The organism is Mycobacterium sp. IDUB_3 (genome assembly GCF_055419585.1).
Window position 1 is genome coordinate 1,471,003 of sequence record NZ_JBVAXZ010000001.1, and the last position, 21,765, is coordinate 1,492,767.

The following is a 21,765-nucleotide window of genomic DNA, read 5'->3' on the forward strand; positions in this document are numbered from 1 at the left end:
AAGGCCCCCCAACCCCGGGGTTGGCCACGGGCTTCGCGGCGACGTCGCAGACCTCACGGAGCGATCACAAAACCGAGTCGATTAGATTTGATCTTCGTCGCCAGCTACAGTCACGCTCGATAAATACATGCGGGCGTAGCTCAATGGTAGAGCCCTAGTCTTCCAAACTAGCTACGCGGGTTCGATTCCCGTCGCCCGCTCGGGCTAACTATCTGCTCGATAGAGAGGCGCCATGAGCGACCTGACGACCGACGCGACAATCCACGGCTCATGCGCGTCGGACTTCGTCGGGGTTCGCGACGCATTCGAGCGCAATTTCACGCTGGGCGACGAAGTCGGCGCCGCCGTCGCGGTGTGGGTCGACGGATCCCTGGTGGTCAACCTGTGGGGTGGCTGGGCCGACGCGGCCCGCACCCGGCCGTGGCGGCAGAACACCCTCACCACCGTGTTGTCCGGCACCAAGGGCCTGTCGGCCACCTGCGTGCACCAACTCGCCGACCGCGGCGAGCTGGACCTGCAGGCGCCGGTCGCCCACTACTGGCCCGAGTTCGCCCAGGCGGGCAAACAAGACATCACGCTGGCGATGGTGATGAGCCACCGATCCGGGGTGATCGGCCCGCGCACCCGGATGCGATGGGAGCAGGTCGCCGACTGGGACTATGTCTGCGAGCAGCTGGCCGCCGCCGAGCCGTGGTGGGAGCCGGGTACCGCGCAGGGCTACCACATGACGACCTTCGGTTTCATCATGGGCGAGGTGTTCCGCCGGGTGACGGGCCGGACCATCGGCCAATACCTGCGCACCGAGATCGCCGAACCGTTCGGCGCCGACGTCCATATCGGGTTGCCGCTGAGCGAGCAGCACCGCTGCGCCGAGCGGGTCAACAAGCCACACGCCCGCGACCTGCTGGCCGACGCAAAGGCCCCCGGTTATCCCACCAGCCTGGCCGAACACCCCAAGGCGGGCCTGTCCATCTCGATGGGGTTCGCACCCGATGACGAACTCGGCTCACACGACCTGAACCTGTGGCGCGAACTAGAGTTCCCCGGCACCAACGGGCAGGTCTCGGCGCTGGGATTGGCGACGTTCTACAACGCGCTCGCCCAGGAGAAGGTGCTCAGCCGCGAGCACATGGACCTGGTGCGGGTCTGCCAGGGCGGGCTGGACACCGACCTGGTGCTGGGGCCGCGGGTCGCTGACCACGGCTGGGGGCTGGGCTACATGCTCAACCAGCGCTGCGTCAACGGACCCAACCCGCGCATCTTCGGCCACGGCGGGCTGGGCGGCTCGTTCGGGTTCGTCGACCTGGAGCACCGCATCGGCTACGCGTATGTGGCCAACCACTTCGACGCCACCAAGGCCAACGCTGACCCGCGCAGCCTGGTCCTGTCCAACGAGGTCTACTCCGTGCTGGGAGTGATCTAGCGCTCAACCGCAAAATGCGCCCTGCCGGTATCGGCAGGGCGCATTTGTTGCGTGGCTTATCGGATCAGGGGTGCCAGCCTGGAGGCGGCGGCGGTCCGCCTGGCCCACCAGGACCCCATCCGGGACCACCCGGGTGGTCGTGGTCCCATCCGGGACCGCCGGGGTGGTCGCGGTCCCAGCCGCCCGGCCCTGGTCCACCGCGCCAGTCGTGGCAGTTGTTCCAGTCCCAGTTGTTGCCCCAGCCCGGGTCCCACCACTCCCCCGGACACCATTGCGGGAAGGGCCCGGGGTGAGCCTGCGCCTCGGTTGCGACGCCCAAGCCCGCTAAACCCAGCCCGCCGATTGCGAGAGCCGTTGCGGCCAAACGTGGAAAAGTTTTCACGAGAAGACCTTTACCCGAATCGGTGCTTTGGCTAAACAATTGCCGCCAGTGTTTCGGGCTGAGAGTGTCCTGCCAATCCGCATCCCGGCCCCGGTTTGGGGGTTTTGGACGGCGCGGCCGGCTCACTTCTGGCAGGTCGGGCACCAGAAGACGTTTCGCCCCTCCAGCACCGTCGTGCGGATCGGATCGCCGGACACCCGGCAGGGCTCGCCGGTGCGCCGGTAGACATAGGTGCGAGGCCGATCGGGCCGATACGACGGCAGGCCGTGGTCGTGTTCGGGCCGCACCACGATGATCTTCCCGCGGCGCAATCCGACCTTCATCAGCGCCACCAGATCGGTCCAGGCGGCGTCGAACTCATCCTCGCCGACATCACGGCCGGGCCGGAAGGGGTCGATGCGGTGCCGGAAGAGCAACTCGCTGCGGTAGACGTTGCCCACGCCGGCCATCACCGTCTGATCCATCAGCAGCGCGCCAATTGGTCTGCGTGACTTGGCAATCCGCTTCCACGCCCACGACGGATCGGCGTCGCTTCGCAACGGGTCGGGGCCCAGCCTGGCCAGGACGTCGCTGACCTGGCCCTCGTCGATGACCTCGCACACCGTCGGGCCGCGCAGGTCGGTGCCGTAGCCGGCGCCGATCATGCGCATCCGTACCTGCCCGATCGCCTCGGGAAGCAAGCCGTCGCCGGGTCGCTCCCATTCGGTGAACGCGCCGTAGAGCCCCAGGTGCACGTGCACGATCGGGCCGCCGCCGTAGTGGTGGAACAGGTGTTTGCCCCATGCGCTGGTGCGCTGCAACACGCGGCCGTCGACCACCGCGGCCGAATCAGCGAAGCGGCCCTGCGGGCTGGACACCGCCACGGGGGCGCCGGCGTACCGGCGTTGGTGCAGCCGGGCCAGCCGGTGCAGGGTATGCCCCTCGGGCACGCGCAGACCTTTCCGGCGTCAACTCACCGCGCCGGGCACCGGCGGGGCTTGGTGGGTGCGTTCGTATTCGGCGAGTATGTCGATACGCCGTTGGTGGCGTTCGGCTTTCGACCACGGGGTGGTCAAGAAGGCGTCGACGATGGCCAGCGCCTCGGCCACGGTGTGCATGCGACCGCCGATACCGATCAGTTGGGCGTTGTTGTGCTCGCGGGCCAGCGACGCCGTCTCGACGCTCCAGGCCAGCGCGCATCGTGCGCCAGGAACCTTGTTGGCGGCGATCTGCTCGCCGTTGCCCGACCCGCCGAGCACGATGCCCAGGCTGTCCGGGTCGGCCACCGTGCGCGTCGCCGCTGCGATGCAGAAGGCCGGGTAATCGTCTTCGGCGTCGTAGCTGAACGCGCCGCAATCGATCGGCTCGTGCCCGGATTTCTTGAGGTGGTCGATGATCTGCTGCTTGAGCTCGAATCCGGCGTGGTCAGAGCCGAGGTAGACGCGCATGCCCGCAATCCTTACACAGCCAACCGCCGAGCCGGCGGCGGCGATCACCGAGGATCGCCGCCGACCGGTCTAGTCGAATTCGGGCTTCTCGGTGCGGCTGCGCTTGAGCTCGAAGAAGTGCGGGTAGGACGCGAAGGTGACCGAGGCGTCCCACAGCTTGCCCGCTTCCTCACCGCGCGGAATCTTGGAGAGCACCGGCCCGAAGAACGCCACGTCGTTGACGTGGATGGTCGGGGTGCCGACGTCGTCGCCCACCGCGTCCATGCCGGCGTGGTGGCTCTTGCGCAGCGCCTCGTCGTACTCCTCGCTGTTCGCGGCCTCCGCTAGTTCGGCCGGCAAGCCCACCTCCGCGAGCGACTGCTTGATGACGTCGTCGAGCTCTTTGTTGCCCTCGTTGTGGATGCGGGTGCCCATCGCGGTGTAGAGCGGCGCGAGCACCTCGGCGCCGTGGGCCTGCTCGGCGGCGATCGCCACCCGCACCGGACCGAACGCCTTCACCATCCGTTCGCGGTATTCCTCGGGCAGACCCTCGCGGTTTTCGTTGAGCACCGCCAGGCTCATCACGTGGAAGTTCACGTCGATGTCGCGGACCTTCTCCACCTCGAGGATCCAGCGCGAGGTGATCCATGCCCACGGACACAGCGGATCGAACCAGAAATCGGCTTTGTTCTTCGCGGCGGCGGTGTCAGGCATGGCGGATCCTCTCGTGAAGGTAAAAGTCTGATCTGCACAACCGTAGGCGTCTGCATCCTGTTCCCGGTTTGCCCGACCCGTAAGTTGGACACGTGGCTCTCCCCAACCTAACCCGCGAACAAGCCGTCGAGCGTGCCTCGCTGATCACCGTCACCAGTTATCAGATCGACCTCGATGTCACCGACGGCTCCGGCGCTCCCGGTGAACGGACCTTCCGCTCGATCACCACGGTGGTTTTCGACGCGCTGGCCGGCGCCGACTCGGTCATCGACATCGCCGCCGACACCATCCGCGGCGCCACGCTCAACGGGCGCGACCTGGACGTCTCCGGGTACGACGAGTCCACCGGTATCCCCCTGCGCGGACTTGCCGACCGCAACGTCGTGGTGGTCGACGCGGACTGCCTCTACTCCAACACCGGTGAGGGTCTGCATCGGTTCGTCGACCCGGTCGACAACGAGACCTACCTGTACTCGCAGTTCGAAACCGCCGACGCCAAGCGCATGTTCGCCTGCTTCGACCAGCCCGACATGAAGGCGACCTTCGACGTGCGGGTCACCGCGCCCGCGCATTGGAAGGTGATCTCCAACGGCGCGACGGTGTCGGTGAACGACGGCCTGCACACCTTCGCCACCACGCCGCGGATGAGCACCTACCTGGTCGCCCTGATCGCCGGCCCCTACGCCGAGTGGAACGACTCCTACACCGACGAGCACGGCGAGATCCCGCTGGGCATCTTCTGCCGGTCCTCGCTGGCCCAGCACATGGACGCCGACCGGCTGTTCACCCAGACCAAGCAGGGATTTGGCTTCTACCACAAGAACTTTGGCCTGCCCTACGCGTTCGGGAAATACGATCAGCTGTTCGTCCCCGAATTCAACGCCGGCGCAATGGAAAACGCGGGCGCGGTGACGTTCCTCGAGGACTACGTGTTTCGCAGCAAAGTCACCCGGGCCTCCTATGAGCGGCGCGCCGAGACCGTGCTGCACGAGATGGCGCACATGTGGTTCGGCGACCTGGTCACCATGGCGTGGTGGGATGACCTGTGGCTGAACGAGTCGTTCGCGACCTTCGCATCGGTGCTATGCCAAAGCGAGGCAACGGAATTCACCGAAGCCTGGACGACGTTCGCGACGGTCGAGAAGTCGTGGGCCTACCGCCAGGATCAGCTACCGTCCACCCATCCGATCGCCGCCGACATCCCCGACCTGGCCGCGGTCGAGGTGAACTTCGACGGCATCACCTACGCCAAGGGCGCCTCGGTGCTCAAGCAGTTGGTCGCCTACGTCGGGCTCGAGCACTTCCTGGCCGGGTTGCGCGATTACTTCCGCGCCCACGCCTTCGGCAACGCGACGTTCGACGATCTGGTCGCCGCGCTGGAGCAGGCGTCCGGGCGCGACCTGTCCGACTGGGGTCAGCAGTGGCTGAAGACGACCGGGCTGAACACGCTGCGCCCGGAGTTCGACGCCGACACCAACGGCAAGTTCACCCGGTTCGCGGTGACCCAGAGCGGCGCCGCTCCGGGCGCCGGCGAGACCCGCGTGCACCGATTGGCGGTCGGGATCTACGACGACGACGGGACCGGGAAGCTGGTGCGGGTGCACCGGGAGGAACTCGACGTCGAGGGTCCCGTCACGGAAGTTCCTGCGCTGGTTGGTGTTTCGCGGGGCCACCTGGTGCTGGTCAATGACGACGACCTGACGTATTGCTCGTTACGGCTGGACGCAGAGTCGCTGCGCACCGCGCTGGAGCGCATCGCCGACATCGCCGAGCCGCTGCCGCGCTCGCTGGTCTGGTCGGCCGCTTGGGAGATGACGCGCGAGGCTGAGCTGCGGGCCCGCGACTTCGTGGCGCTGGTGACGGGCGGCGTGCACGCCGAATCCGAGGTCGGCGTGGCGCAGCGGCTGCTGCTGCAGGCGCAGACGGCGCTGACGTCGTACGCCGAGCAGGACTGGGCGCGCGAGCACGGCTGGCCGCAGTTCGCCGACCGGCTGCTGGAGCTGGCGCGCGGCGCGCAGCCCGGCTCGGATCACCAGCTCGCCTTCGTCAACACGCTGTGCTCGTCGGTGCTGTCGGCCGGCCATATCGAAACGCTGGCGGACCTGCTGGACAGCGACCCCGCCGAGCTGGGGCTGGCCGGCCTGGAAGTCGACACGGACCTGCGGTGGCGGATCGTGACGGCGCTGGCCACCGCGGGCAGTGTCGACGCCGACGGGCCCGCGACGCCGTTCATCGATGCCGAGATTCAGCGCGACCCGACCGCCGCCGGCAAGCGTCACGGCGCCCAGGCGGCGACGGCGCGACCGCAGCTGGAGGTCAAGGAGGCGGCCTGGACGACGGTGGTCGAGGACGACACCCTGGCCAACATCACCGCCCGCTCGATCATTGCGGGCATCGCCCCGGCCGGGCAGGCCGAGTTGCTCAAGCCGTTCACCGCGCGCTATTTCGAGGCGATCTCCGGCGTCTGGGCGCGCCGGTCCAGCGAGGTGGCCCAGACGGTGGTGATCGGGCTGTACCCGCACTGGGACATCAGCGACGACAGCGTCGCCGCCGCGGACAAGTTCCTGTCCGACCCGGAGGTGCCGGCGGCGTTGCGACGCCTGGTGCTCGAGGGCCAGGCCGGGGTGAAGCGTTCGCTGCGCGCGCGCCGGTTCGACGCCGGCGAGGGCTGAGCCCGACGGCGAAGGTCAGGCGGGCGAAATCCCGGCGCTGAGCACGCGGATCGCGCTGACCAGGCCGTCGACCAGGTCGCCCCGCTCGAACGCCGACGACGGGGCGGCCACACCCAACGGTGCGGCCGACTCGGCGCCGCGGCCGCGAACCTTCGTGCCGTAGACCACCTCGATGACCTTCTGGTCGGGCGAGACGGCCAGCAGCACCGCGTTGTCCGGCGTCGGCACGTCGGCCAGGATCTCGCGGGCCCGCGCGGCGGTGTCGCTGCCCAGGTCGCCCAGGTAGATCGCGAAGCGCGTCTTGGACGCCCGGGAGCCGAACTTCAGCGCATCGTCCACGGCGACCAGGTCTTTGGTCGAAAACGGGAAATGCACGGACAGCTCGCCGGGCTCGGTAACGCCCGAGATCCGCCCGCTGGTGGTGATGACCCAGCCGGCCGGCAGCTCGGTGGGTTCCCGCGTCGCTACCTCACCACGTGCCACTGGCGCCACCTCCGACTGAGAATTCCGACGTGCCGTGCCCGCCGTGAGCGTGGCCGACGTCTTCACCGGTCGCGGCCCACAGGATCGGCGGGTGCGTCCACTTCTCGCCCAGCTTGTAGGCCGCCGGGTGCGGTCCCTTGCGGGACCAGATCAACACCGACAGCACAACCACCAGCAACAGCGGAATTCCGACGATGAACAGATGGACATGCATAGGACTCACGACGCAAACCGTATCCCACGAAGCGATCTACCGGCGCGACCGGACACCCGATTCGGCGATCAGGCCGCGCCCTCGCCGAGATATCGGGCCCAGGCCGGATCCAGTTCCTTGACGGTCGACAGCAGCCGCCAGTGCTGCCCGGTCGGCGGCAGCGGCGGCCGGCGCAGCGTCCAGCCGAGCTCGCTGAGCAGCTTGTCGCCCTTGCGGTGGTTGCAGGTCGAGCAGCACGCGACGCAGTTCTCCCAGGAATGGTCGCCGCCGCGGCTGCGGGGCAGCACGTGGTCGACGGTGTCCGCCTTCGCCCCGCAGTAGGCGCAGCAGAACCGGTCGCGGTGCATCAGCGCGGCGCGGGTCATCGGGACGCGCGCCCGGTACGGGACGCGGACGTAGGTCCGCAGCTGGATCACCGACGGCACCACGATCGAGTTGGTCGCCGAGTGGATGACGGGGCCGGCCGGATCGTGGTGGACCACATCGGCCTTCCCACAGATCACCATCACGATCGCGCGGCGCATCGGCAGCGCGGTCAGCGGCTCGTAGGTGGAATTCAGCAGCAGGACCCGCCTGCGACTCCAGATGGACGCGCCCTCGGGGCGCGCGGACGGATGGATCTCAACACTATGCAGCGACGACACGGTTGTGGGCCCGATCGACCCTGCCGCGGCTACCGGATTGCGGTGGCTGCGGCGTCTTTTGCCCTGCGCCATAGATCCTCCGTCGAACAGTCCACCATGATTCGCCGCCAATCGCACCCCTATTGCAGGTGAAACGCCGTGTCCAACCCGTGAACAGCAGGCATGGAGTCGGGCCGCCTCCGATCGGCACCGCGCAGATGCACCACAATGGATGGCGATGGATCAGGTAGCAGAGTCCTTCTACGACGCGGTCGGCGGCGCCGAGACTTTCCACGCGATCGTCGCGCGCTTTTACGCCCAGGTTCCCGAAGACGAGATCCTGCGTGAGCTGTATCCGCTGGACGACCTCGAGGGCGCCGAAGAACGCCTGCGGATGTTCCTCGAGCAGTACTGGGGCGGCCCGCGCACCTACTCCGATCGGCGCGGACACCCGCGGCTGCGGATGCGTCACGTGCCGTTCCGGATCACTCCCCTGGCGCGTGACGCGTGGCTGCGGTGCATGCACACCGCGGTCGCGTCCATCGATGCGCAGACGCTCGACGACGACCACCGTCGCGAATTGCTCAACTACCTGGAAATGGCTGCCGACTCACTGGTCAACTCGCCCTTCTAGATATCTCGCAACCGAACGGAGCACTATGAGCCCCGCAGCATGGTGGTCGAACGCGGTCTTTTACCAGGTCTATCCACGATCGTTCGCCGACAGCAATGGCGACGGCGTCGGCGACATCGACGGAATCGTTGCCCATCTGGATCACCTGGAGCGGCTGGGCGTGGACGCGATCTGGCTCAGCCCGGTCACCGTCTCGCCGATGGCCGACCATGGTTACGACGTCGCCGACCCGCGGGACATCGACCCGCTATTCGGCGGAATGCCTGCGATCGAGCGGCTGATCGCGGCGGCACACCAGCGGGGGATCAAGCTCACCATGGACGTGGTGCCCAACCACACCAGCTCTGCGCACCCTTGGTTCCAGGCTGCGCTGGCCGCCGGCCCGGGCACCGATGCACGGGAGCGTTACCACTTCCGCGACGGCAAAGGGCCCGACGGGGCGCTGCCGCCGAACAACTGGACGTCGGTGTTCGGCGGCTCGGCCTGGACGCGGGTGGTCGAGCCCGACGGCCACCCCGGCCAGTACTACCTGCACCTCTTCGACGCCGAGCAGCCGGACCTGAACTGGGAGAACCCCGAGGTCTTCGAGGACTTCGCGACTTCGCTGCGGTTTTGGCTGGACCGTGGGGTGGATGGCTTCCGCATCGACGTGGCGCACGGAATGGCCAAGCCGCCCGGCCTGCCCGACGCCAAGAACGACGTCAAGGTGTTGAGCCACACCGACGACGACCCGCGTTTCAACAATCCAGCCGTGCACGACATCCACCGCAAGATCCGCAAGATCGTCGACGAGTATCCCGGGGCGGTGACCATCGGTGAGGTGTGGGTGATGGACAACCTGCTCTGGGCCGAGTACCTGCGACCCGACGAACTGCATCTCGGCTTCAATTTCCGGCTGACCAAGATCGCCTTCGACGCCGGCCAAATCCGCGACGCCATCGAGAACTCGCTTGCGGCCACCGCCATCTATGACGCCGTCCCGACCTGGACACTGTCCAATCACGACGTGGACCGCGAGGTCACCCGCTACGGCGGCGGTGACATCGGGCTGCGCAGGGCCCGCGCCATGGCGATGGCGATGCTCGCCCTGCCCGGCACGGTGTTCATCTACAACGGTGAGGAGCTCGGGCTGCCCGACGTGCTGGACCTGCCCGAGGAGGTGCTGCAGGACCCGACGTGGGAACGGTCGGGGCACACCGAGCGGGGCCGGGACAAGTGCCGGGTGCCGATCCCGTGGTCGGGCGAGGAACCCCCGTTCGGGTTCTCGTCCTCACCAGACACCTGGTTACCGATGCCGAAGGACTGGGCGGCGCTGACCGTCGAGAAGCAGAGCGGCGATCCCGACTCCACCCTGTCGTTTTTCCAGCGGGCTCTCGAATTGCGCAACCGCCGTGTGGAATTCGATGGCGACGGGATCGAGTGGCTCGATGCGTCCGGCGATGCGGTGATCTTCCGGCGCCCCGGTGGGCTGATCTGCGCGCTCAACAGCGGCGACTCGCCGGTGCCGCTGCCGGCGGGCGAGCTGATCTTGGCCAGCGCGCCACTGCTGGAGGGCAAACTGCCACCGGATTCGGCGGCCTGGCTGGCGTAGCCGGTCCGGGTCGCGCCGCCCAGGTCCCGGTGAGCGTTTTGCGGCGGACTGCTCTATATGTTGTGCATGGCTTCCTACGAGTGGACAGTGATCGGTGCCGGACCCGCGGGCATCGCCGCGGTGGGAAGGCTGCTGGATCACGGAGTCGCGGGCGAACGGATCGCCTGGGTCGATCCGGCCTTCGCCGCCGGCGACATCGGCCAGAAATGGCGGTCGGTGTCGAGCAACACCCACGTGGCGTTGTTCCTCGAATACCTCAACGGTTCCAAGGCATTTCGTTTCTCCGAGGCACCACCGATGCCGCTCAAGGAGATCGATCCGCAAGAAACCTGTGCCCTCGGCCTGGTCGCCGAGCCCCTGGTGTGGATCACCGAGCAGCTCCGTGGACAGGTCGACGACCTCACGGCCACCGCCACCGCGCTGTTCTTGGAGAACCGGCAGTGGCGGGTCCAGACGGACCAACGCGACATCTCCTCGACGAACGTGATCCTGGCCGTCGGCGCTGATCCCAAAAAACTTTGCCACCCCGGCCTCGTCGAGATCGAAGTCCAGGTCGCCCTGGACCCCCAGAAGCTGGCCGCAGAATCACTCGAGGGCGCGACGGTCGCCGTGTTCGGCTCGTCGCACTCGTCGATGATCGTACTGCCGAATCTGCTGCGCCACCCCGTCAAACGCATCGTCAATTTCTACCAAAGCCCCCTGAAATACGCTGTCTATCTGGATGATTGGATCTTGTTTGATGACACCGGCCTGAAGGGCCAGGCGGCAGTCTGGGCGCGGGAGAACATCGACGGGGTGCTTCCCGACCGCCTGGAGAGGTGCTGGGTGTCGAGCCCGGAATTCGCCGAGAAGTTGGCGCAGTGTGACCGCGTCGTCTACACCGTCGGCTTCGAGCGCAGGAAGTTGCCCGAGACCCCGCAGTGGGGGCAGCTGGACTACAACCGGACCAACGGAATCCTGGCCCCCGGCCTGTTCGGGGTGGGCATCGCGTTCCCCCAGTACGCCGAAGACCCGTACGGGTACGGGCAGTTCCGCGTGGGCCTGAAGAAATTCATGGACCATCTGGACGCGGTGCTGCCGCTGTGGCTGCGCTACGGGCCATGATCTGGCGCGACCGAACCCGGCCGGCGAACGCTTTAAACTCAGCCCGATCCGTTTGAGAAATCGTCCGCGGCCGGCCGCGTCAGCCCAGCAGCAGCGCGGGATCGCCGCGCCGGCGATACACCGAACCGAACCGGGCGTCCAGACGCAACCACGTCGGCAGTATCCGGACCCGGATCAGTTCGTCGGCGTCGACCGCATCGGGTGACTGCGGCAGGAAACCCATCGCGGTCAACGCGAACACGCAGCGCATCGGCAGCCCGACCTGCACGTCGGGCGCGCTGACCTGAATGACCTCCTGGTCGAGCAACGACACCGGCGGGCCGTGAGAACTGCTGTGCTCCTTGGCAAGCTGCGCACCGCGTTGCGCGAGGTCGAGTATCACCCGGGCCGGGATGTCCTCGACGTGGGTGAAGCCGGATTCCGGCGGCAACGCAACCCGCCACGCCGAATCCATCGCGAAGCCGGGATCGACGTAACCCGCGGCGTCCATCGCGGACAGCCCGCGCGCCAGCGCGTCGGCGCCGACCGACAGATCGCCGGGCCGCACCTCGCCGACCACCACCCTGCTGGCCAGCACGTCGAAACCCGTTGCGACCCAGGCTGTCAGCAGCCCTGGGGATCGAGTCCGGAATCGGATGATCGCGGCGTCGTCGAGCCGCAGTGCGCGATCGACGAACGCGGCCAGATCCGTGCGGTGGGCGTCCCTGGAGTCCGCGCCCAGCCATAGTCCTCGGTCGGCTACCTGATCCACCGTTGCAGATACTCCCGATGTTGTGGCGAGAGGCGCACCAGCCGCTCCTCCTCGATGTGGACGGCGGCCAGTTGCGACTCGGCGATGACGGCGGGCTTCGACTCGGGATCCGCGGCGACCGAGCGCACCTCGTAGCCGAGCGTGAAGTCGACGGCCCGCAACCGCTTGGTCCACATGGTCACCTGCAGCGGTGAATCCACCAGCCGCAGTTGGCCTTTGTAGGTCACCTTTACTTCGGCGATGAGCAATCCGATGGTCAAGATGTCGACCTCGAACGCCTCACGCAGGAACTGGACGCGTGCCTCCTCGAGGATCGTGACCATGGTGGCGTGGTTGACGTGCTGGTACATGTCGATGTCCGACCAGCGCACTGGCACGGGCGCGACGAAGCCGACGTTCAACTTGACGATCCTCTTCCACTAGTGCGGGTCATGCGACGGATTTGTCGCGCGGCGACGGACAGCGTCGCGAGATCCTTGTCTCCGCTTTCCTGGACCTCGATGAGTGTACGGCGGGCCCGCTCGACCCTGGAGGCGCTCAGGTGTTCCCACTCGGCGATCTTCTCTTCACCACTTTCGTCCGGCTCCCCCACGGCGAGCACATCGAAGCACAGCGACCGCAGCGAAGCATAGATGTCGTCACGAATCGCCAAGCGCGCCAAGGAATGCCATCGGTCTCGGCGCGGCAGTTCGGATACCGCCGTCAGCAACCCGTCGGTGCCGAGCCGGTCCATCAGCGCGAAGTAGGTGTCGGCGACCTCGGCGGCGTCGATGTCGGTGATGTCACCGATGTCGATGATGTCGAGCAGGCTGAATCGGTAGAGGCCGGCGGCCACCGAGTAGGCGAGGTCTTCGGGCGCGCCCTGGGAGGTGAATTCGGCGGCCTCCTTTTCCACGATGGCCTTGTCGTCGCCGCGCAGCCATTCCGACATGCGTGGCGTCAGCGCCTTGACCTTGGCGGCGAACCGGTTGATCTCGGCGCCGACCGCCAGCGGCTGCGGACGGTAGTTCAGCAGCCAGCGGCCGGCGCGGTCGATCAGCCTCCGGGTGTCCAGCGTGAGCCGATCCGAGAGCGCGACAGGCAGATTCGCCGCACGGATGCGCCGCCACGTCTCTCCCACCCCGAAGATGGCGTCGGTGGCGACGTAGGTGCGCACCGCGTCGACCGACCCCACACCGACGTCCTCGACGATCCGGAACGCGTAGCTGATGCCGGCGGCGTCCACCAAGTCGTTGATCAGCATGGTGGTGACGATCTCACGGCGCAGCTGATGCGTGCGGATCTCCGGAGTGAACCGCTCCCGCAACGGTTTCGGGAAGTACAGCGGCAGCCGGGAGGCGAACACGTCCTGCTCGGTGAGCTCGGTTTCGAGCATCTCCTCCTTGAGCCCCAGCTTCACGTGCGCCATCAGGGTGCACATCTCCGGCGAGGTGAGACCGATGCCGGCCTCGGCCCGGCGCGCGATCTCCTTCTCCGAGGGCAGCGCTTCCAGGTCTCGGTGGATGCCACGCTCGTCGACCAGGTACTGAATCAGCCTGGCGTGCACCGGCAGCAGGCTCGCCGCGTTCGCCCGGCTGGTGCCGATCAGGTCGTTCTGGTCGTCGTTGTCGGTGAGCACCAGCTGCGCGACCTCGTCGGTCATCGACTCCAGCAGCGGTTTGCGCTCCTCCGGCTTGACCTTGCCGGCGGTCACCAGCGAGTCGATCAAGATCTTGATGTTGACCTCGTGGTCCGAGGTATCCACGCCGGCCGAGTTGTCCATGGCGTCGGTGTTGATCCGGCCGCCCGCCAAATCGAATTCGACGCGACCGAGCGCGGTCACCCCGAGGTTGCCGCCCTCGCCGATCACCTTGGCGCGCACCTGGCTTCCGTTGACCCGGACCGGATCGTTGGCGCGGTCGCCGACGTCGGCGTCGGATTCGGACTCCGCCTTGATGTAGGTGCCGATGCCGCCGTTGAACAGCAGGTCCACCGGTGCCTGCAGGATCGCCTTGATCATGTTGGGCGGCGTCATCTCGGCGACGTCGCCCTCGATGCCCAGCGCGTCACGGACCTGGGGGCTGACCGGAATCGCCTTGTGCTCACGGCTGTACACCCCGCCGCCCGCACTGATCAACGACGTGTCGTAGTCCTCCCAGCTGGACCGCGGCAGGGCGAACATCCGGCGGCGTTCCTCCCACGAACGCGCGGCGTCGGGGTTGGGGTCCAAGAAGATGTGCCGGTGGTCGAAGGCGGCGAGCAGCCGAATGTGCTTGCTCAGCAGCATGCCGTTGCCAAAGACGTCGCCGCTCATGTCGCCGATTCCCACCACGGTGAAGTCCTCGGTCTGCGTGTCGACGTCCATCTCCCGGAAGTGCCGTTTGACGGCCGCCCACGCGCCCCTGGCGGTGATGCCCATGGCCTTGTGGTCGTACCCGACCGACCCGCCGGACGCGAACGCGTCACCCAGCCAGAATCCGTAGGACTTCGCGACGTCGTTGGCGATGTCGGAGAAGGTGGCGGTGCCCTTGTCCGCCGCCACCACCAGGTACGCGTCGTCGCCGTCGCGCCGGACGACTTCGGGTGGCGGGCTGACCTTTCCGGTCGCATGGTCGACGTTGTCGGTGACGTCGAGCAGGCCGGAGATGAACAGCTGATAGCAGGCCACGCCCTCGGCGCGGCTGGCGTCGCGGTCGGCGGCGGCCTCGCCGGTGGGCAGCGGTGGCCGCTTGAGGACGAACCCGCCCTTGGCACCCACCGGCACGATGACGGCGTTCTTCACCGCCTGCGCCTTGACCAAGCCCAGGATCTCGGTGCGGAAGTCGTCCCGACGGTCCGACCAGCGCAGACCGCCCCGGGCCACCGGCCCGAACCGCAGGTGCACGCCCTCGACCCGGGGCGAGTAGACGAAGATCTCGTATTTGGGGCGCGGCAGCGGCAGCTCGTCGACCAGCTGGGCGTCCAGCTTGATCGCCAACACGTTTCGGGCCCGGGCCGAACCCTCGCTCGTCACAAAGTAATTGGTCCGCAGCGTGGCCTGCACCAGCGATGCGAAGGCACGCAGAATGCGGTCGGTGTCCAGGCTCACCAGCGCGTCGATGTCGGCGGCGACCGCCGCGGCGGCGGCCTGCGCATCGCGGCTCGCCGACGAATCGGTGTCGGGGTCGAACAGCGCCTCGAAGAGCGCGACGAGTGATCGTGCGGTCGAGGGATGCTCGTTGAGCACCGACTCAATGTATGACTGGCTGTAGGGAAAGTTCGCCTGCCGCAGGTACTTTGCGTACGCCCGCAACAGCACAACCTGTTGCCATCGAAGGCCCGCGCGCATCACCAGCTCGTTGAACCGGTCGATCTCGAGGCGGCCCTGCCAGATCGCGGTGACCGCGTCGGCGAACCGCTCGGCCATCGCGTCGCGCTCCTCCTGCGTCGACGCCAGCCGGATGGTCGGGTGCGGTGAGATCTTGAACTGATAGATCCACACCGGCAGCCCGTCGGACCGCTCTACGGTGAAGGGGCGCTCCTCGAGCACCACCACACCCATGCTCTGCAGCATCGGCAGCAACTGGCTCAGCGAGGCGGTGCGTCCGCCCAGGAACCAGGTCAGCTGGGCCGTTCCGTCCTCCGCCTCGGTGAACACCAGCTTGACCGAGTTGTCTTGCAGCCCATTGATGATGGCGATGTGGTCGATCGCGTCGGCCGGGGCGACGGCCTGCTTGTAGACCTCGGGGAAGGCGGCGGCGTAGTACTCGGCATCGGCGTGCCCCACGGGCCCTTCCGCGGCGGCGGTGACGAGTCGGTCGGCCCAGGTGCGCGCCGCTTCGCTCAGCAGCGCCTGAATGCGGATCCGGTTGCCTTCGGAGATATCGACCGGCGCGGCGCCGGGGCCGTCGGACGGTAGGCGAACCATGAAATGCATCAGGGCCCAAGGTGATTCGCTGACCCGCGCGGTGAATTCCAGCCGGGTACCGCCGAATTCGTGGACCAGGATGTCCTCGATCTGCAGCCGCACCGCCGTGGTGTAGCGGTCGCGGGGCAGATACACCAGGCAGGAAACGAAGTACTGCAGGCGGTCGGCGCGCAGGAACAGCAACGCGTTTCGCTGCGGTCCCAGATCCACCACCGCTTTGGCCATCGCCAGGAGTCGTTCGGCGCTGAGCGTGAACAGCTCCGAGCGGGGAACGGTCTGAATGACGTCGAGTAGCAACTGGCCCGGGTGGATCGGGTCACTGTCGGCCATCGCCAGCGCTTCCCGGACCCGGCGCGAGATCGTCGGGATTTCCAGGACATCGGCGTTCATGGCGGCCACCGTGAACAGCCCGACGAAGCGGTGCTCGACCACGGCGCCGTCGACGTATTCGCGGACCGCGATGGCATACGGGTAGGCGCCGTAGCGCAGATAGCTGCCCACCACCGATTGCGCGAGCACCAGCAATCTGTCGTCGTCGGTCAGCCGGGGACGCGAGCCGGTGCGGGTGCGCAGCACGCCGAGGCCGGGCGACCCGTCGCCGGAGACCTTGCCGTCGTGCACGTGGGCGCGCTGGTAGCCGAGCAGCAGGAAGTTGCCGTTGCCCAGCCAGCGCAGCAACGCCGCGACGTCATCACGGTCCGGCGCCGAGAAGTGGTCGTCGGCGTTGGCTTCGACCTGCGCGGCCAGATCGTTCAGCGCGGCGATCAAATCCGACGCGTCGCTGGCGACCTGTTGCACGTCGGCCAGCACCTTCGGCAGCAGTCGTTCGACTTCGGTGAGTCCCTTGCTGTCGACCGATGGCAGCAGTTGCACGTGGATCCACGCTTCGCCGGTGTATTGCGATGCGCCTTCGGTTTTCGCCTCGACGCGCAGCAGGTCGCCCTCGGGGCTGCGATGCACATCGAACACCGGCGTCATGATGGCCGTGTACGGGACACCGAGCCGGTGTAGCAGCACGGTGACGGAATCCATCAGCATGACGCCGTGATCGGTGACGACCTGCAGGGCGGGCCCGAACCCGGCGGGGTCTTCTGCCGGGTACACCGCGACACGGCTCTCGCCGTCGGGCCGGTGCAGGCCGAGGCGATAGTGCGCGCTCAGCATGGCCGGGGTCACGATCGCCGCCGGCACGGTCAGGTCGATGGGCCGGGTTTCCGCGCCACCCGACTCGTCGCTATGCGGCCCGCGATAGCTCTCTACGTAGGCCCTCGAGATCCACTCCGGGATGTCCTGCTGGCGGGTGAAGGTCGTCCACGGCTCGAGATCGTGCCTGGCTCCGGGATCGATCGTCATGCCGATAGCTCCCAACTGGCGACGGTTGTCAGTGCGCTCGGTCGCCCCGTTCCGTGGCGGTGCGGGGCAGAGCTGACACTAGTCGCGCGTCAGCTTGCGATGGGTCACTCTGTGCGGCCGTGCCGCTTCGGCGCCGAGACGTTCGATCTTGTTCTCCTCGTACGCACCGAAGTTGCCCTCGAACCAGAACCACTTGGCCTCGTTGTCGTCGTCACCCTCCCAGGCCAGGATGTGCGTGCAGGTCCGGTCCAGGAACCAGCGGTCGTGCGAAATCACCACCGCGCAGCCGGGGAATTGCTCCAGCGCGTTCTCCAGCGAACTGAGCGTCTCGACGTCGAGGTCGTTGGTGGGCTCGTCGAGCAGGATGAGGTTTCCGCCCTGCTTGAGCGTCAGCGCGAGGTTGAGCCTGTTGCGCTCGCCACCGGAGAGCACGCCGGCCGGCTTCTGCTGATCCGGTCCCTTGAATCCGAACGCCGACACATACGCCCGCGACGGCACCTCGGTCTGGCCGACGACGATGTGGTCCAGCCCGTCGGAGACGACTTCCCACACGTTCTTTTTGGGATCGATTCCGGCGCGGGTCTGGTCGACGTAGCTGAGCTTGACGGTCTCGCCGACCTTGACCGTGCCGCTGTCCGGCTCCTCGAGCCCGACGATGGTTTTGAACAGCGTGGTCTTGCCGACCCCGTTGGGGCCGATGACGCCGACGATGCCGTTGCGCGGCAGGGTGAAGGACAGGTCCTTGATCAGGGTGCGGCCGTCGTAGCCCTTGTCGAGGTGGTCGACCTCGACCACCACGCTGCCCAGCCGCGGGCCGACCGGGATCTGGATCTCCTCGAAGTCGAGCTTGCGCGTCTTCTCGGCCTCGGCGGCCATCTCCTCGTAGCGCTGCAGCCGCGCCTTGCCCTTGGCCTGACGCGCCTTGGCCCCGGAGCGCACCCACGCCAGCTCCTCGGCCAACCGCTTCTGCAGCTTGGCGTCCTTGCGGCCCTGCACCGCGATCCGCTCGCCCTTCTTCTCCAGGTAGGTGGAGTAGTTGCCCTCGTAGGGGTAGGCGCGGCCGCGGTCCAGTTCCAGGATCCATTCGGCGACGTTGTCCAGGAAGTACCGGTCGTGGGTGACCGCCAGGATCGCGCCCGCATAGGAGGCGAGGTGCTGCTCGAGCCACTGCACGCTCTCGGCGTCCAGGTGGTTGGTCGGCTCGTCGAGCAGCAGCAGGTCGGGCTTGGACAGCAGCAGCTTGCACAGCGCGACGCGGCGGCGTTCACCACCGGACAGATTGGTCACCGGCTCGTCGGGCGGCGGGCAGCGCAGCGCGTCCATGGCCTGCTCCAGCTGCGAATCGAGGTCCCACGCGTCGGCGTGGTCGAGTTCCTCCTGCAGCCGGCCCATCTCCTCCATCAACTCATCGGAGTAGTCGGTGGCCATCAACTCGGCGACCTCGTTGAAGCGGTCGAGCTTGACCTTGATCTCGCCCAGGCCTTCTTCGACGTTGCCGCGAACGGTCTTTTCCTCGTTCAGCGGGGGCTCCTGCAGCAGGATGCCGACGGTCGCGTCGTTGGCCAAGAAGGCATCACCGTTGTTCGGCTTGTCCAGGCCCGCCATGATCCGCAAGACGCTCGACTTGCCGGCGCCGTTGGGGCCGACGACACCGATCTTGGCGCCTGGATAGAAGCTCAACGTGACGTCGTCCAGGATCACCTTGTCGCCGTGCGCCTTGCGGACCTTTTTCATCGTGTAGATGAACTCAGCCATGCCGCGGTTATGCCTTTCTGGTTTGCAGAGTGCTCGCGGACCATCCTAGGCATCGCGCGGCAGCGGCAGCCCCGCCGCTAAGCGCTCAGCGGCAGCGGGCCGGTGTCAGCGGACTCGACGCCCTCGGTATCAGCGGCCTCACCAGCGGCGTCGGACACGTCCGCTGGCGGTGTGGTGGCCGCGGTGGCAGCCGGACCGGTGTAGCCCGGCCGCTCGATGCGCACAATCGCACGGGACACGTCGGGCCCGACAGAGGTGGCGCGCATCTCCAGCGACGACCGGCGGTTGCCGTCACGGTCCTCGTACTCGCTGGTGTACACGTGGCCCACCACGATGACCGGTGCACCCTTGCCCAACGCGGCTCCCACGCCGGTGACCAACTTGCCCCAGCAATTGACGTTGATGAAGAGCGAATTGCCGGGCTCCCAGCCGCCGTCGGCCGTGCGCCGCCGGGAATTGCTGGCGACGCGAAACTTGATGACCTCCTGGGCGCCGAGCTGTCGACGTTCGGGGTTGTTGACGATGTGGCCGACCACGGTAAGCGGGGTTTCGAACATTGAGTGATCCCTTCTCGATTGCTGCTCTGACTCGATGGCCACCAGTAGGCGCGGCGCCACCGACGAACGCCGCGGGAACAACCCGGAGATCGGCCGTCGCTGTGGAAGAAACCGCGACTGTGGATCAGTCGGGATCGGCGGGGGCCTGGCCGGACCGCTTGGGAGTCTCACCCTGTGCCAGCTGCGCGAGCATCGCGTTGTAGGCGACCAGCTCGGCGTCATCGTCGCGGTCGGCGGCCCGGTCCAGCCGCTTGGCGGTACGGCGATCGCTGCGCGCCCACTGGATGAGCAGCGCGAGCATCACGATCACCAGCGGGAATTCCCCCGCCGCCCAGGCGATGCCCCCGCCCAGTCGCTGATCGCCCAGCAGATCGGTGTGCCAGCTCAGGCCCAGCGAGCGGTAATAGTCGGCAGCGAGCACCTTCTTGGTGCCCATCAACACCACCCCGAAGAAGGCGTGCAGCGGCAGTGAGGCGAACACCACGGCCACCTTCGCCAGCGGCGGGATCGGTCGCGGCGTCGGGTCCACCCCGATCACCACCCAATAGAATAGGTAGCCGCTCAGCAGAAAGTGCAGGTTCATCGCCAGATGCCCGGCGTGGCTGCTCGCCGTGATATCGAACAGGTTCGACAGATACAGCCCGTAGAACCCGGCGACGAACAGCACGGTGGCCACCACCGGGTTGGTGAGGAACCGGGATAGGCGGCTGTGCAGCGCGGCCAACAGCCATTCGCGCATGCCTGGCGGGTCGTCACGGCCGGCCGCGGGCAGCGCCCGCAACGCCAGGGTGACCGGGGCGCCGAGCACCAGCAGGATCGGGATCAGCATCGACAGGCACATGTGGACCACCATGTGCATGCTGAACATCGCAGGCATGTAGCGTCCGACGCCCGAGGACGTCGCGAATAGCAACACCAGGCAGCCGAGCAGCCAGGAGACGGTGCGGCCCGGCGGCCACCTGTCGCCGCGGCGGCGCAGCCGTACCAGGCCCGCCACATACAGTGCGGCGAAGATGAGGGCCGCGGAGCCGAAGATCAGGTCGAAGCGCCAGTCGAACAGGATGCGCGCCACGGTGGGCGGCCCGTCGAAGTCGTAGCCGATCTCGGCTTCGGGGATCGACGGCAACCGCGCCGGCGGCGGGGGCGGTGGCGTGCGGCCCAGCCCGACGGCGATGCCGAAGGTGACGCTGAAAATGGCGGCCTCGATCAGCGTCAGCCGCAGCAGGGCAGCACGCGCGCGCGAAGGCCTCGGATCCGCTTGCAGCGCAGCCACACTCACGCGCCGCTGGCGCCAGCCAAGCCCGCCCAGCAGGCACAGCGCGACGAACTTGGCGGTGACCAGCCGGCCGTAGTCGGTGCCGAACAGGTCGGACGGCTGCACCCGCACCAGGGCGTTGACCACTCCGCTCACCGCCATCGCGACCCAACACCACAGCGCGATCGTCGAGAAACGCCGCGCGGCCAGCCCGAGGTGGCCGCCGCCGCGCAGGGCGTGGGCCAGCAGGGCGAGCAGACCACCGGCCCACAGGCTGGCGGCGACCAGGTGAATCAGCAGGCCGTTGGTGGCCAGGTCGTGCGAACCGCCCGCCGACGAATGTCCGGTCAGGCCCAGCGGAATCAGCGTCATCACCGCCGCGGCGGCCAGCACCGGCGTCCACGACCAGCGCAGTACCGACAGGCTCGCCAGCGTGATCACCGCGGCCATGATCGCGGTCCAGCGCCAGGCCGAGGCATTGGCGATCAGGCCCGCCAGCGACCACATCCGCATCGGAGGAATGTCGGCGACGGGATGGCCGGACACGTCGGAGATGGTCAGCGGGACCAGCAGGGCGGCACACACCGCCCATACCCCCGACGCCACCGTCCCGAGCCGAAGGGCCCGATAGCCGTCGGCGTCGAGGACGCCGTTGCGCTGCGGCGGCACCAGAAACGCGGCGAACAGGAACGACCCGACCGCGAGCACGGCGGCGATCTCACCCGCGGCGCGGACGAACGGCAGCCCCAGCGTGGTCACCTGGCCCGGGTCGGGCAGGCCCGTCACGGTCAGCGCGCTGGCCAGCGAGAGCATCCCGATGCCGGCGGCCGTGCAGCCGCCCAGCACGGCGACACCGGCCAGCACCGGCCACACCAGCGCGCGGCGCTGGGTCGAGGGCGCGGTCGGGGCCTTTCCGGCCGGCGGGGCGACGGTCATATGTCCAGGGTATGGGCGGGCCCCGC

The 21,765-nt window shown here is 67.7% G+C and carries 18 protein-coding genes and 1 tRNA gene; 6 read left to right on the forward strand and 13 right to left on the reverse strand.

Annotation, left to right across the window (positions count from 1 at the left end; translation table 11 throughout):
* Nucleotides 1-129: 129 nt before the first annotated feature.
* Both ACZYVJ_RS06365 and ACZYVJ_RS06370 read left to right on the forward strand, forming a co-directional pair.
* A tRNA-Gly gene (locus ACZYVJ_RS06365) sits at nucleotides 130-200 on the forward strand.
* Between the two features lie 32 nt (nucleotides 201-232).
* Nucleotides 233-1,423: a serine hydrolase domain-containing protein gene (locus ACZYVJ_RS06370; protein WP_463830240.1), complete on the forward strand. Its 1,191-nt coding sequence runs from the start codon at nucleotides 233-235 to the stop codon at nucleotides 1,421-1,423.
* A 64-nt stretch (nucleotides 1,424-1,487) separates the two neighbouring features.
* Here ACZYVJ_RS06370 and ACZYVJ_RS06375 read toward each other — a convergent pair whose 3' ends face one another.
* The 4 genes from ACZYVJ_RS06375 to ACZYVJ_RS06390 form a co-directional block, all read right to left on the reverse strand.
* Entirely contained in the window at nucleotides 1,488-1,742 is a 255-nt protein-coding gene (locus ACZYVJ_RS06375) for a hypothetical protein (protein ID WP_463830241.1), read from the reverse strand.
* Nucleotides 1,743-1,927: 185 nt separating this feature from the next.
* Nucleotides 1,928-2,734, reverse strand: coding sequence for an Fpg/Nei family DNA glycosylase (locus ACZYVJ_RS06380; RefSeq protein ID WP_463830242.1), 807 nt, complete (start codon nucleotides 2,732-2,734; stop codon nucleotides 1,928-1,930).
* Nucleotides 2,735-2,752: 18 nt separating this feature from the next.
* On the reverse strand, nucleotides 2,753-3,232 hold the full coding sequence (locus tag ACZYVJ_RS06385; protein ID WP_463830243.1) for a ribose-5-phosphate isomerase: 480 nt from the start codon (nucleotides 3,230-3,232) through the stop codon (nucleotides 2,753-2,755).
* A gap of 69 nt (nucleotides 3,233-3,301) precedes the next feature.
* Complete coding sequence (locus ACZYVJ_RS06390; protein WP_463830244.1) at nucleotides 3,302-3,925, reverse strand: mycothiol-dependent nitroreductase Rv2466c family protein; 624 nt, start codon at nucleotides 3,923-3,925, stop codon at nucleotides 3,302-3,304.
* A 92-nt stretch (nucleotides 3,926-4,017) separates the two neighbouring features.
* Between ACZYVJ_RS06390 and pepN the strand changes: the two genes are divergently transcribed.
* Complete coding sequence (gene pepN / locus ACZYVJ_RS06395) at nucleotides 4,018-6,597, forward strand: aminopeptidase N (RefSeq protein ID WP_463830245.1); 2,580 nt, start codon at nucleotides 4,018-4,020, stop codon at nucleotides 6,595-6,597.
* 15 nt (nucleotides 6,598-6,612) lie between these two features.
* Here the strand turns inward: pepN and ACZYVJ_RS06400 are convergent, their stop codons facing one another.
* From ACZYVJ_RS06400 to ACZYVJ_RS06410, 3 genes are all read right to left on the reverse strand, one after another.
* Nucleotides 6,613-7,080, reverse strand: a complete 468-nt coding sequence (locus ACZYVJ_RS06400; RefSeq protein WP_463830246.1) for a DUF5130 domain-containing protein — start codon at nucleotides 7,078-7,080, stop codon at nucleotides 6,613-6,615.
* Nucleotides 7,067-7,294 (reverse strand): aa3-type cytochrome oxidase subunit CtaJ, encoded by a 228-nt coding sequence (gene ctaJ / locus ACZYVJ_RS06405; protein ID WP_064885731.1) that lies wholly within the window; start codon nucleotides 7,292-7,294, stop codon nucleotides 7,067-7,069. The genes ACZYVJ_RS06400 and ctaJ overlap by 14 nt, the downstream gene beginning before the upstream one ends.
* Before the next feature lie 68 nt (nucleotides 7,295-7,362).
* Entirely contained in the window at nucleotides 7,363-8,010 is a 648-nt protein-coding gene (locus tag ACZYVJ_RS06410; RefSeq protein ID WP_463830247.1) for an HNH endonuclease, read from the reverse strand.
* Nucleotides 8,011-8,155: 145 nt separating this feature from the next.
* Between ACZYVJ_RS06410 and ACZYVJ_RS06415 the strand changes: the two genes are divergently transcribed.
* From ACZYVJ_RS06415 to ACZYVJ_RS06425, 3 genes are all read left to right on the forward strand, one after another.
* Nucleotides 8,156-8,551 (forward strand): globin, encoded by a 396-nt coding sequence (locus tag ACZYVJ_RS06415; RefSeq protein WP_463830248.1) that lies wholly within the window; start codon nucleotides 8,156-8,158, stop codon nucleotides 8,549-8,551.
* Between the two features lie 25 nt (nucleotides 8,552-8,576).
* Nucleotides 8,577-10,142, forward strand: coding sequence for a glycoside hydrolase family 13 protein (locus ACZYVJ_RS06420; protein WP_463830249.1), 1,566 nt, complete (start codon nucleotides 8,577-8,579; stop codon nucleotides 10,140-10,142).
* Nucleotides 10,143-10,229: 87 nt separating this feature from the next.
* Nucleotides 10,230-11,246, forward strand: a complete 1,017-nt coding sequence (locus ACZYVJ_RS06425) for a pyridine nucleotide-disulfide oxidoreductase (protein ID WP_463832870.1) — start codon at nucleotides 10,230-10,232, stop codon at nucleotides 11,244-11,246.
* Between the two features lie 79 nt (nucleotides 11,247-11,325).
* Here the strand turns inward: ACZYVJ_RS06425 and ACZYVJ_RS06430 are convergent, their stop codons facing one another.
* The 6 genes from ACZYVJ_RS06430 to ACZYVJ_RS06455 form a co-directional block, all read right to left on the reverse strand.
* Nucleotides 11,326-11,997 carry a DUF8185 domain-containing protein gene (locus tag ACZYVJ_RS06430; RefSeq protein ID WP_463830250.1) on the reverse strand — a complete coding sequence of 224 codons (672 nt, stop codon included), beginning with the start codon at nucleotides 11,995-11,997 and terminating at the stop codon, nucleotides 11,326-11,328.
* Nucleotides 11,985-12,398 (reverse strand): acyl-CoA thioesterase, encoded by a 414-nt coding sequence (locus ACZYVJ_RS06435; protein ID WP_463830251.1) that lies wholly within the window; start codon nucleotides 12,396-12,398, stop codon nucleotides 11,985-11,987. The genes ACZYVJ_RS06430 and ACZYVJ_RS06435 overlap by 13 nt, the downstream gene beginning before the upstream one ends.
* Nucleotides 12,395-17,236: an NAD-glutamate dehydrogenase gene (locus ACZYVJ_RS06440; protein ID WP_463830252.1), complete on the reverse strand. Its 4,842-nt coding sequence runs from the start codon at nucleotides 17,234-17,236 to the stop codon at nucleotides 12,395-12,397. Before ACZYVJ_RS06440 ends, ACZYVJ_RS06435 begins: the two co-directional genes overlap by 4 nt.
* A gap of 78 nt (nucleotides 17,237-17,314) precedes the next feature.
* Nucleotides 17,315-18,991, reverse strand: coding sequence for an energy-dependent translational throttle protein EttA (gene ettA, locus ACZYVJ_RS06445; RefSeq protein ID WP_463830253.1), 1,677 nt, complete (start codon nucleotides 18,989-18,991; stop codon nucleotides 17,315-17,317).
* Nucleotides 18,992-19,068: 77 nt separating this feature from the next.
* The gene (locus ACZYVJ_RS06450) at nucleotides 19,069-19,548 is read right to left on the reverse strand and encodes a single-stranded DNA-binding protein (protein ID WP_463830254.1); all 480 of its coding nucleotides are present in this window, start codon (nucleotides 19,546-19,548) and stop codon (nucleotides 19,069-19,071) included.
* A gap of 124 nt (nucleotides 19,549-19,672) precedes the next feature.
* Nucleotides 19,673-21,739: a bifunctional copper resistance protein CopD/cytochrome c oxidase assembly protein gene (locus ACZYVJ_RS06455; protein WP_463830255.1), complete on the reverse strand. Its 2,067-nt coding sequence runs from the start codon at nucleotides 21,737-21,739 to the stop codon at nucleotides 19,673-19,675.
* Nucleotides 21,740-21,765 lie beyond the last annotated feature (26 nt).

Bases quoted from the DNA above. Each gene is read 5' to 3' on its own strand.
- ACZYVJ_RS06370 (WP_463830240.1), top strand. From the start codon at position 233: ATGAGCGACCTGACGACCGACGCGACAATCCACGGCTCATGCGCGTCG.
- ACZYVJ_RS06385 (WP_463830243.1), bottom strand. From the start codon at position 3,232: ATGCGCGTCTACCTCGGCTCTGACCACGCCGGATTCGAGCTCAAGCAG.
- ACZYVJ_RS06390 (WP_463830244.1), bottom strand. From the start codon at position 3,925: ATGCCTGACACCGCCGCCGCGAAGAACAAAGCCGATTTCTGGTTCGAT.
- ctaJ (WP_064885731.1), bottom strand. From the start codon at position 7,294: ATGCATGTCCATCTGTTCATCGTCGGAATTCCGCTGTTGCTGGTGGTT.
- ACZYVJ_RS06410 (WP_463830247.1), bottom strand. From the start codon at position 8,010: ATGGCGCAGGGCAAAAGACGCCGCAGCCACCGCAATCCGGTAGCCGCG.
- ACZYVJ_RS06415 (WP_463830248.1), top strand. From the start codon at position 8,156: ATGGATCAGGTAGCAGAGTCCTTCTACGACGCGGTCGGCGGCGCCGAG.
- ACZYVJ_RS06420 (WP_463830249.1), top strand. From the start codon at position 8,577: ATGAGCCCCGCAGCATGGTGGTCGAACGCGGTCTTTTACCAGGTCTAT.
- ACZYVJ_RS06440 (WP_463830252.1), bottom strand. From the start codon at position 17,236: ATGACGATCGATCCCGGAGCCAGGCACGATCTCGAGCCGTGGACGACC.
- ettA (WP_463830253.1), bottom strand. From the start codon at position 18,991: ATGGCTGAGTTCATCTACACGATGAAAAAGGTCCGCAAGGCGCACGGC.
- ACZYVJ_RS06450 (WP_463830254.1), bottom strand. From the start codon at position 19,548: ATGTTCGAAACCCCGCTTACCGTGGTCGGCCACATCGTCAACAACCCC.
- ACZYVJ_RS06455 (WP_463830255.1), bottom strand. From the start codon at position 21,739: ATGACCGTCGCCCCGCCGGCCGGAAAGGCCCCGACCGCGCCCTCGACC.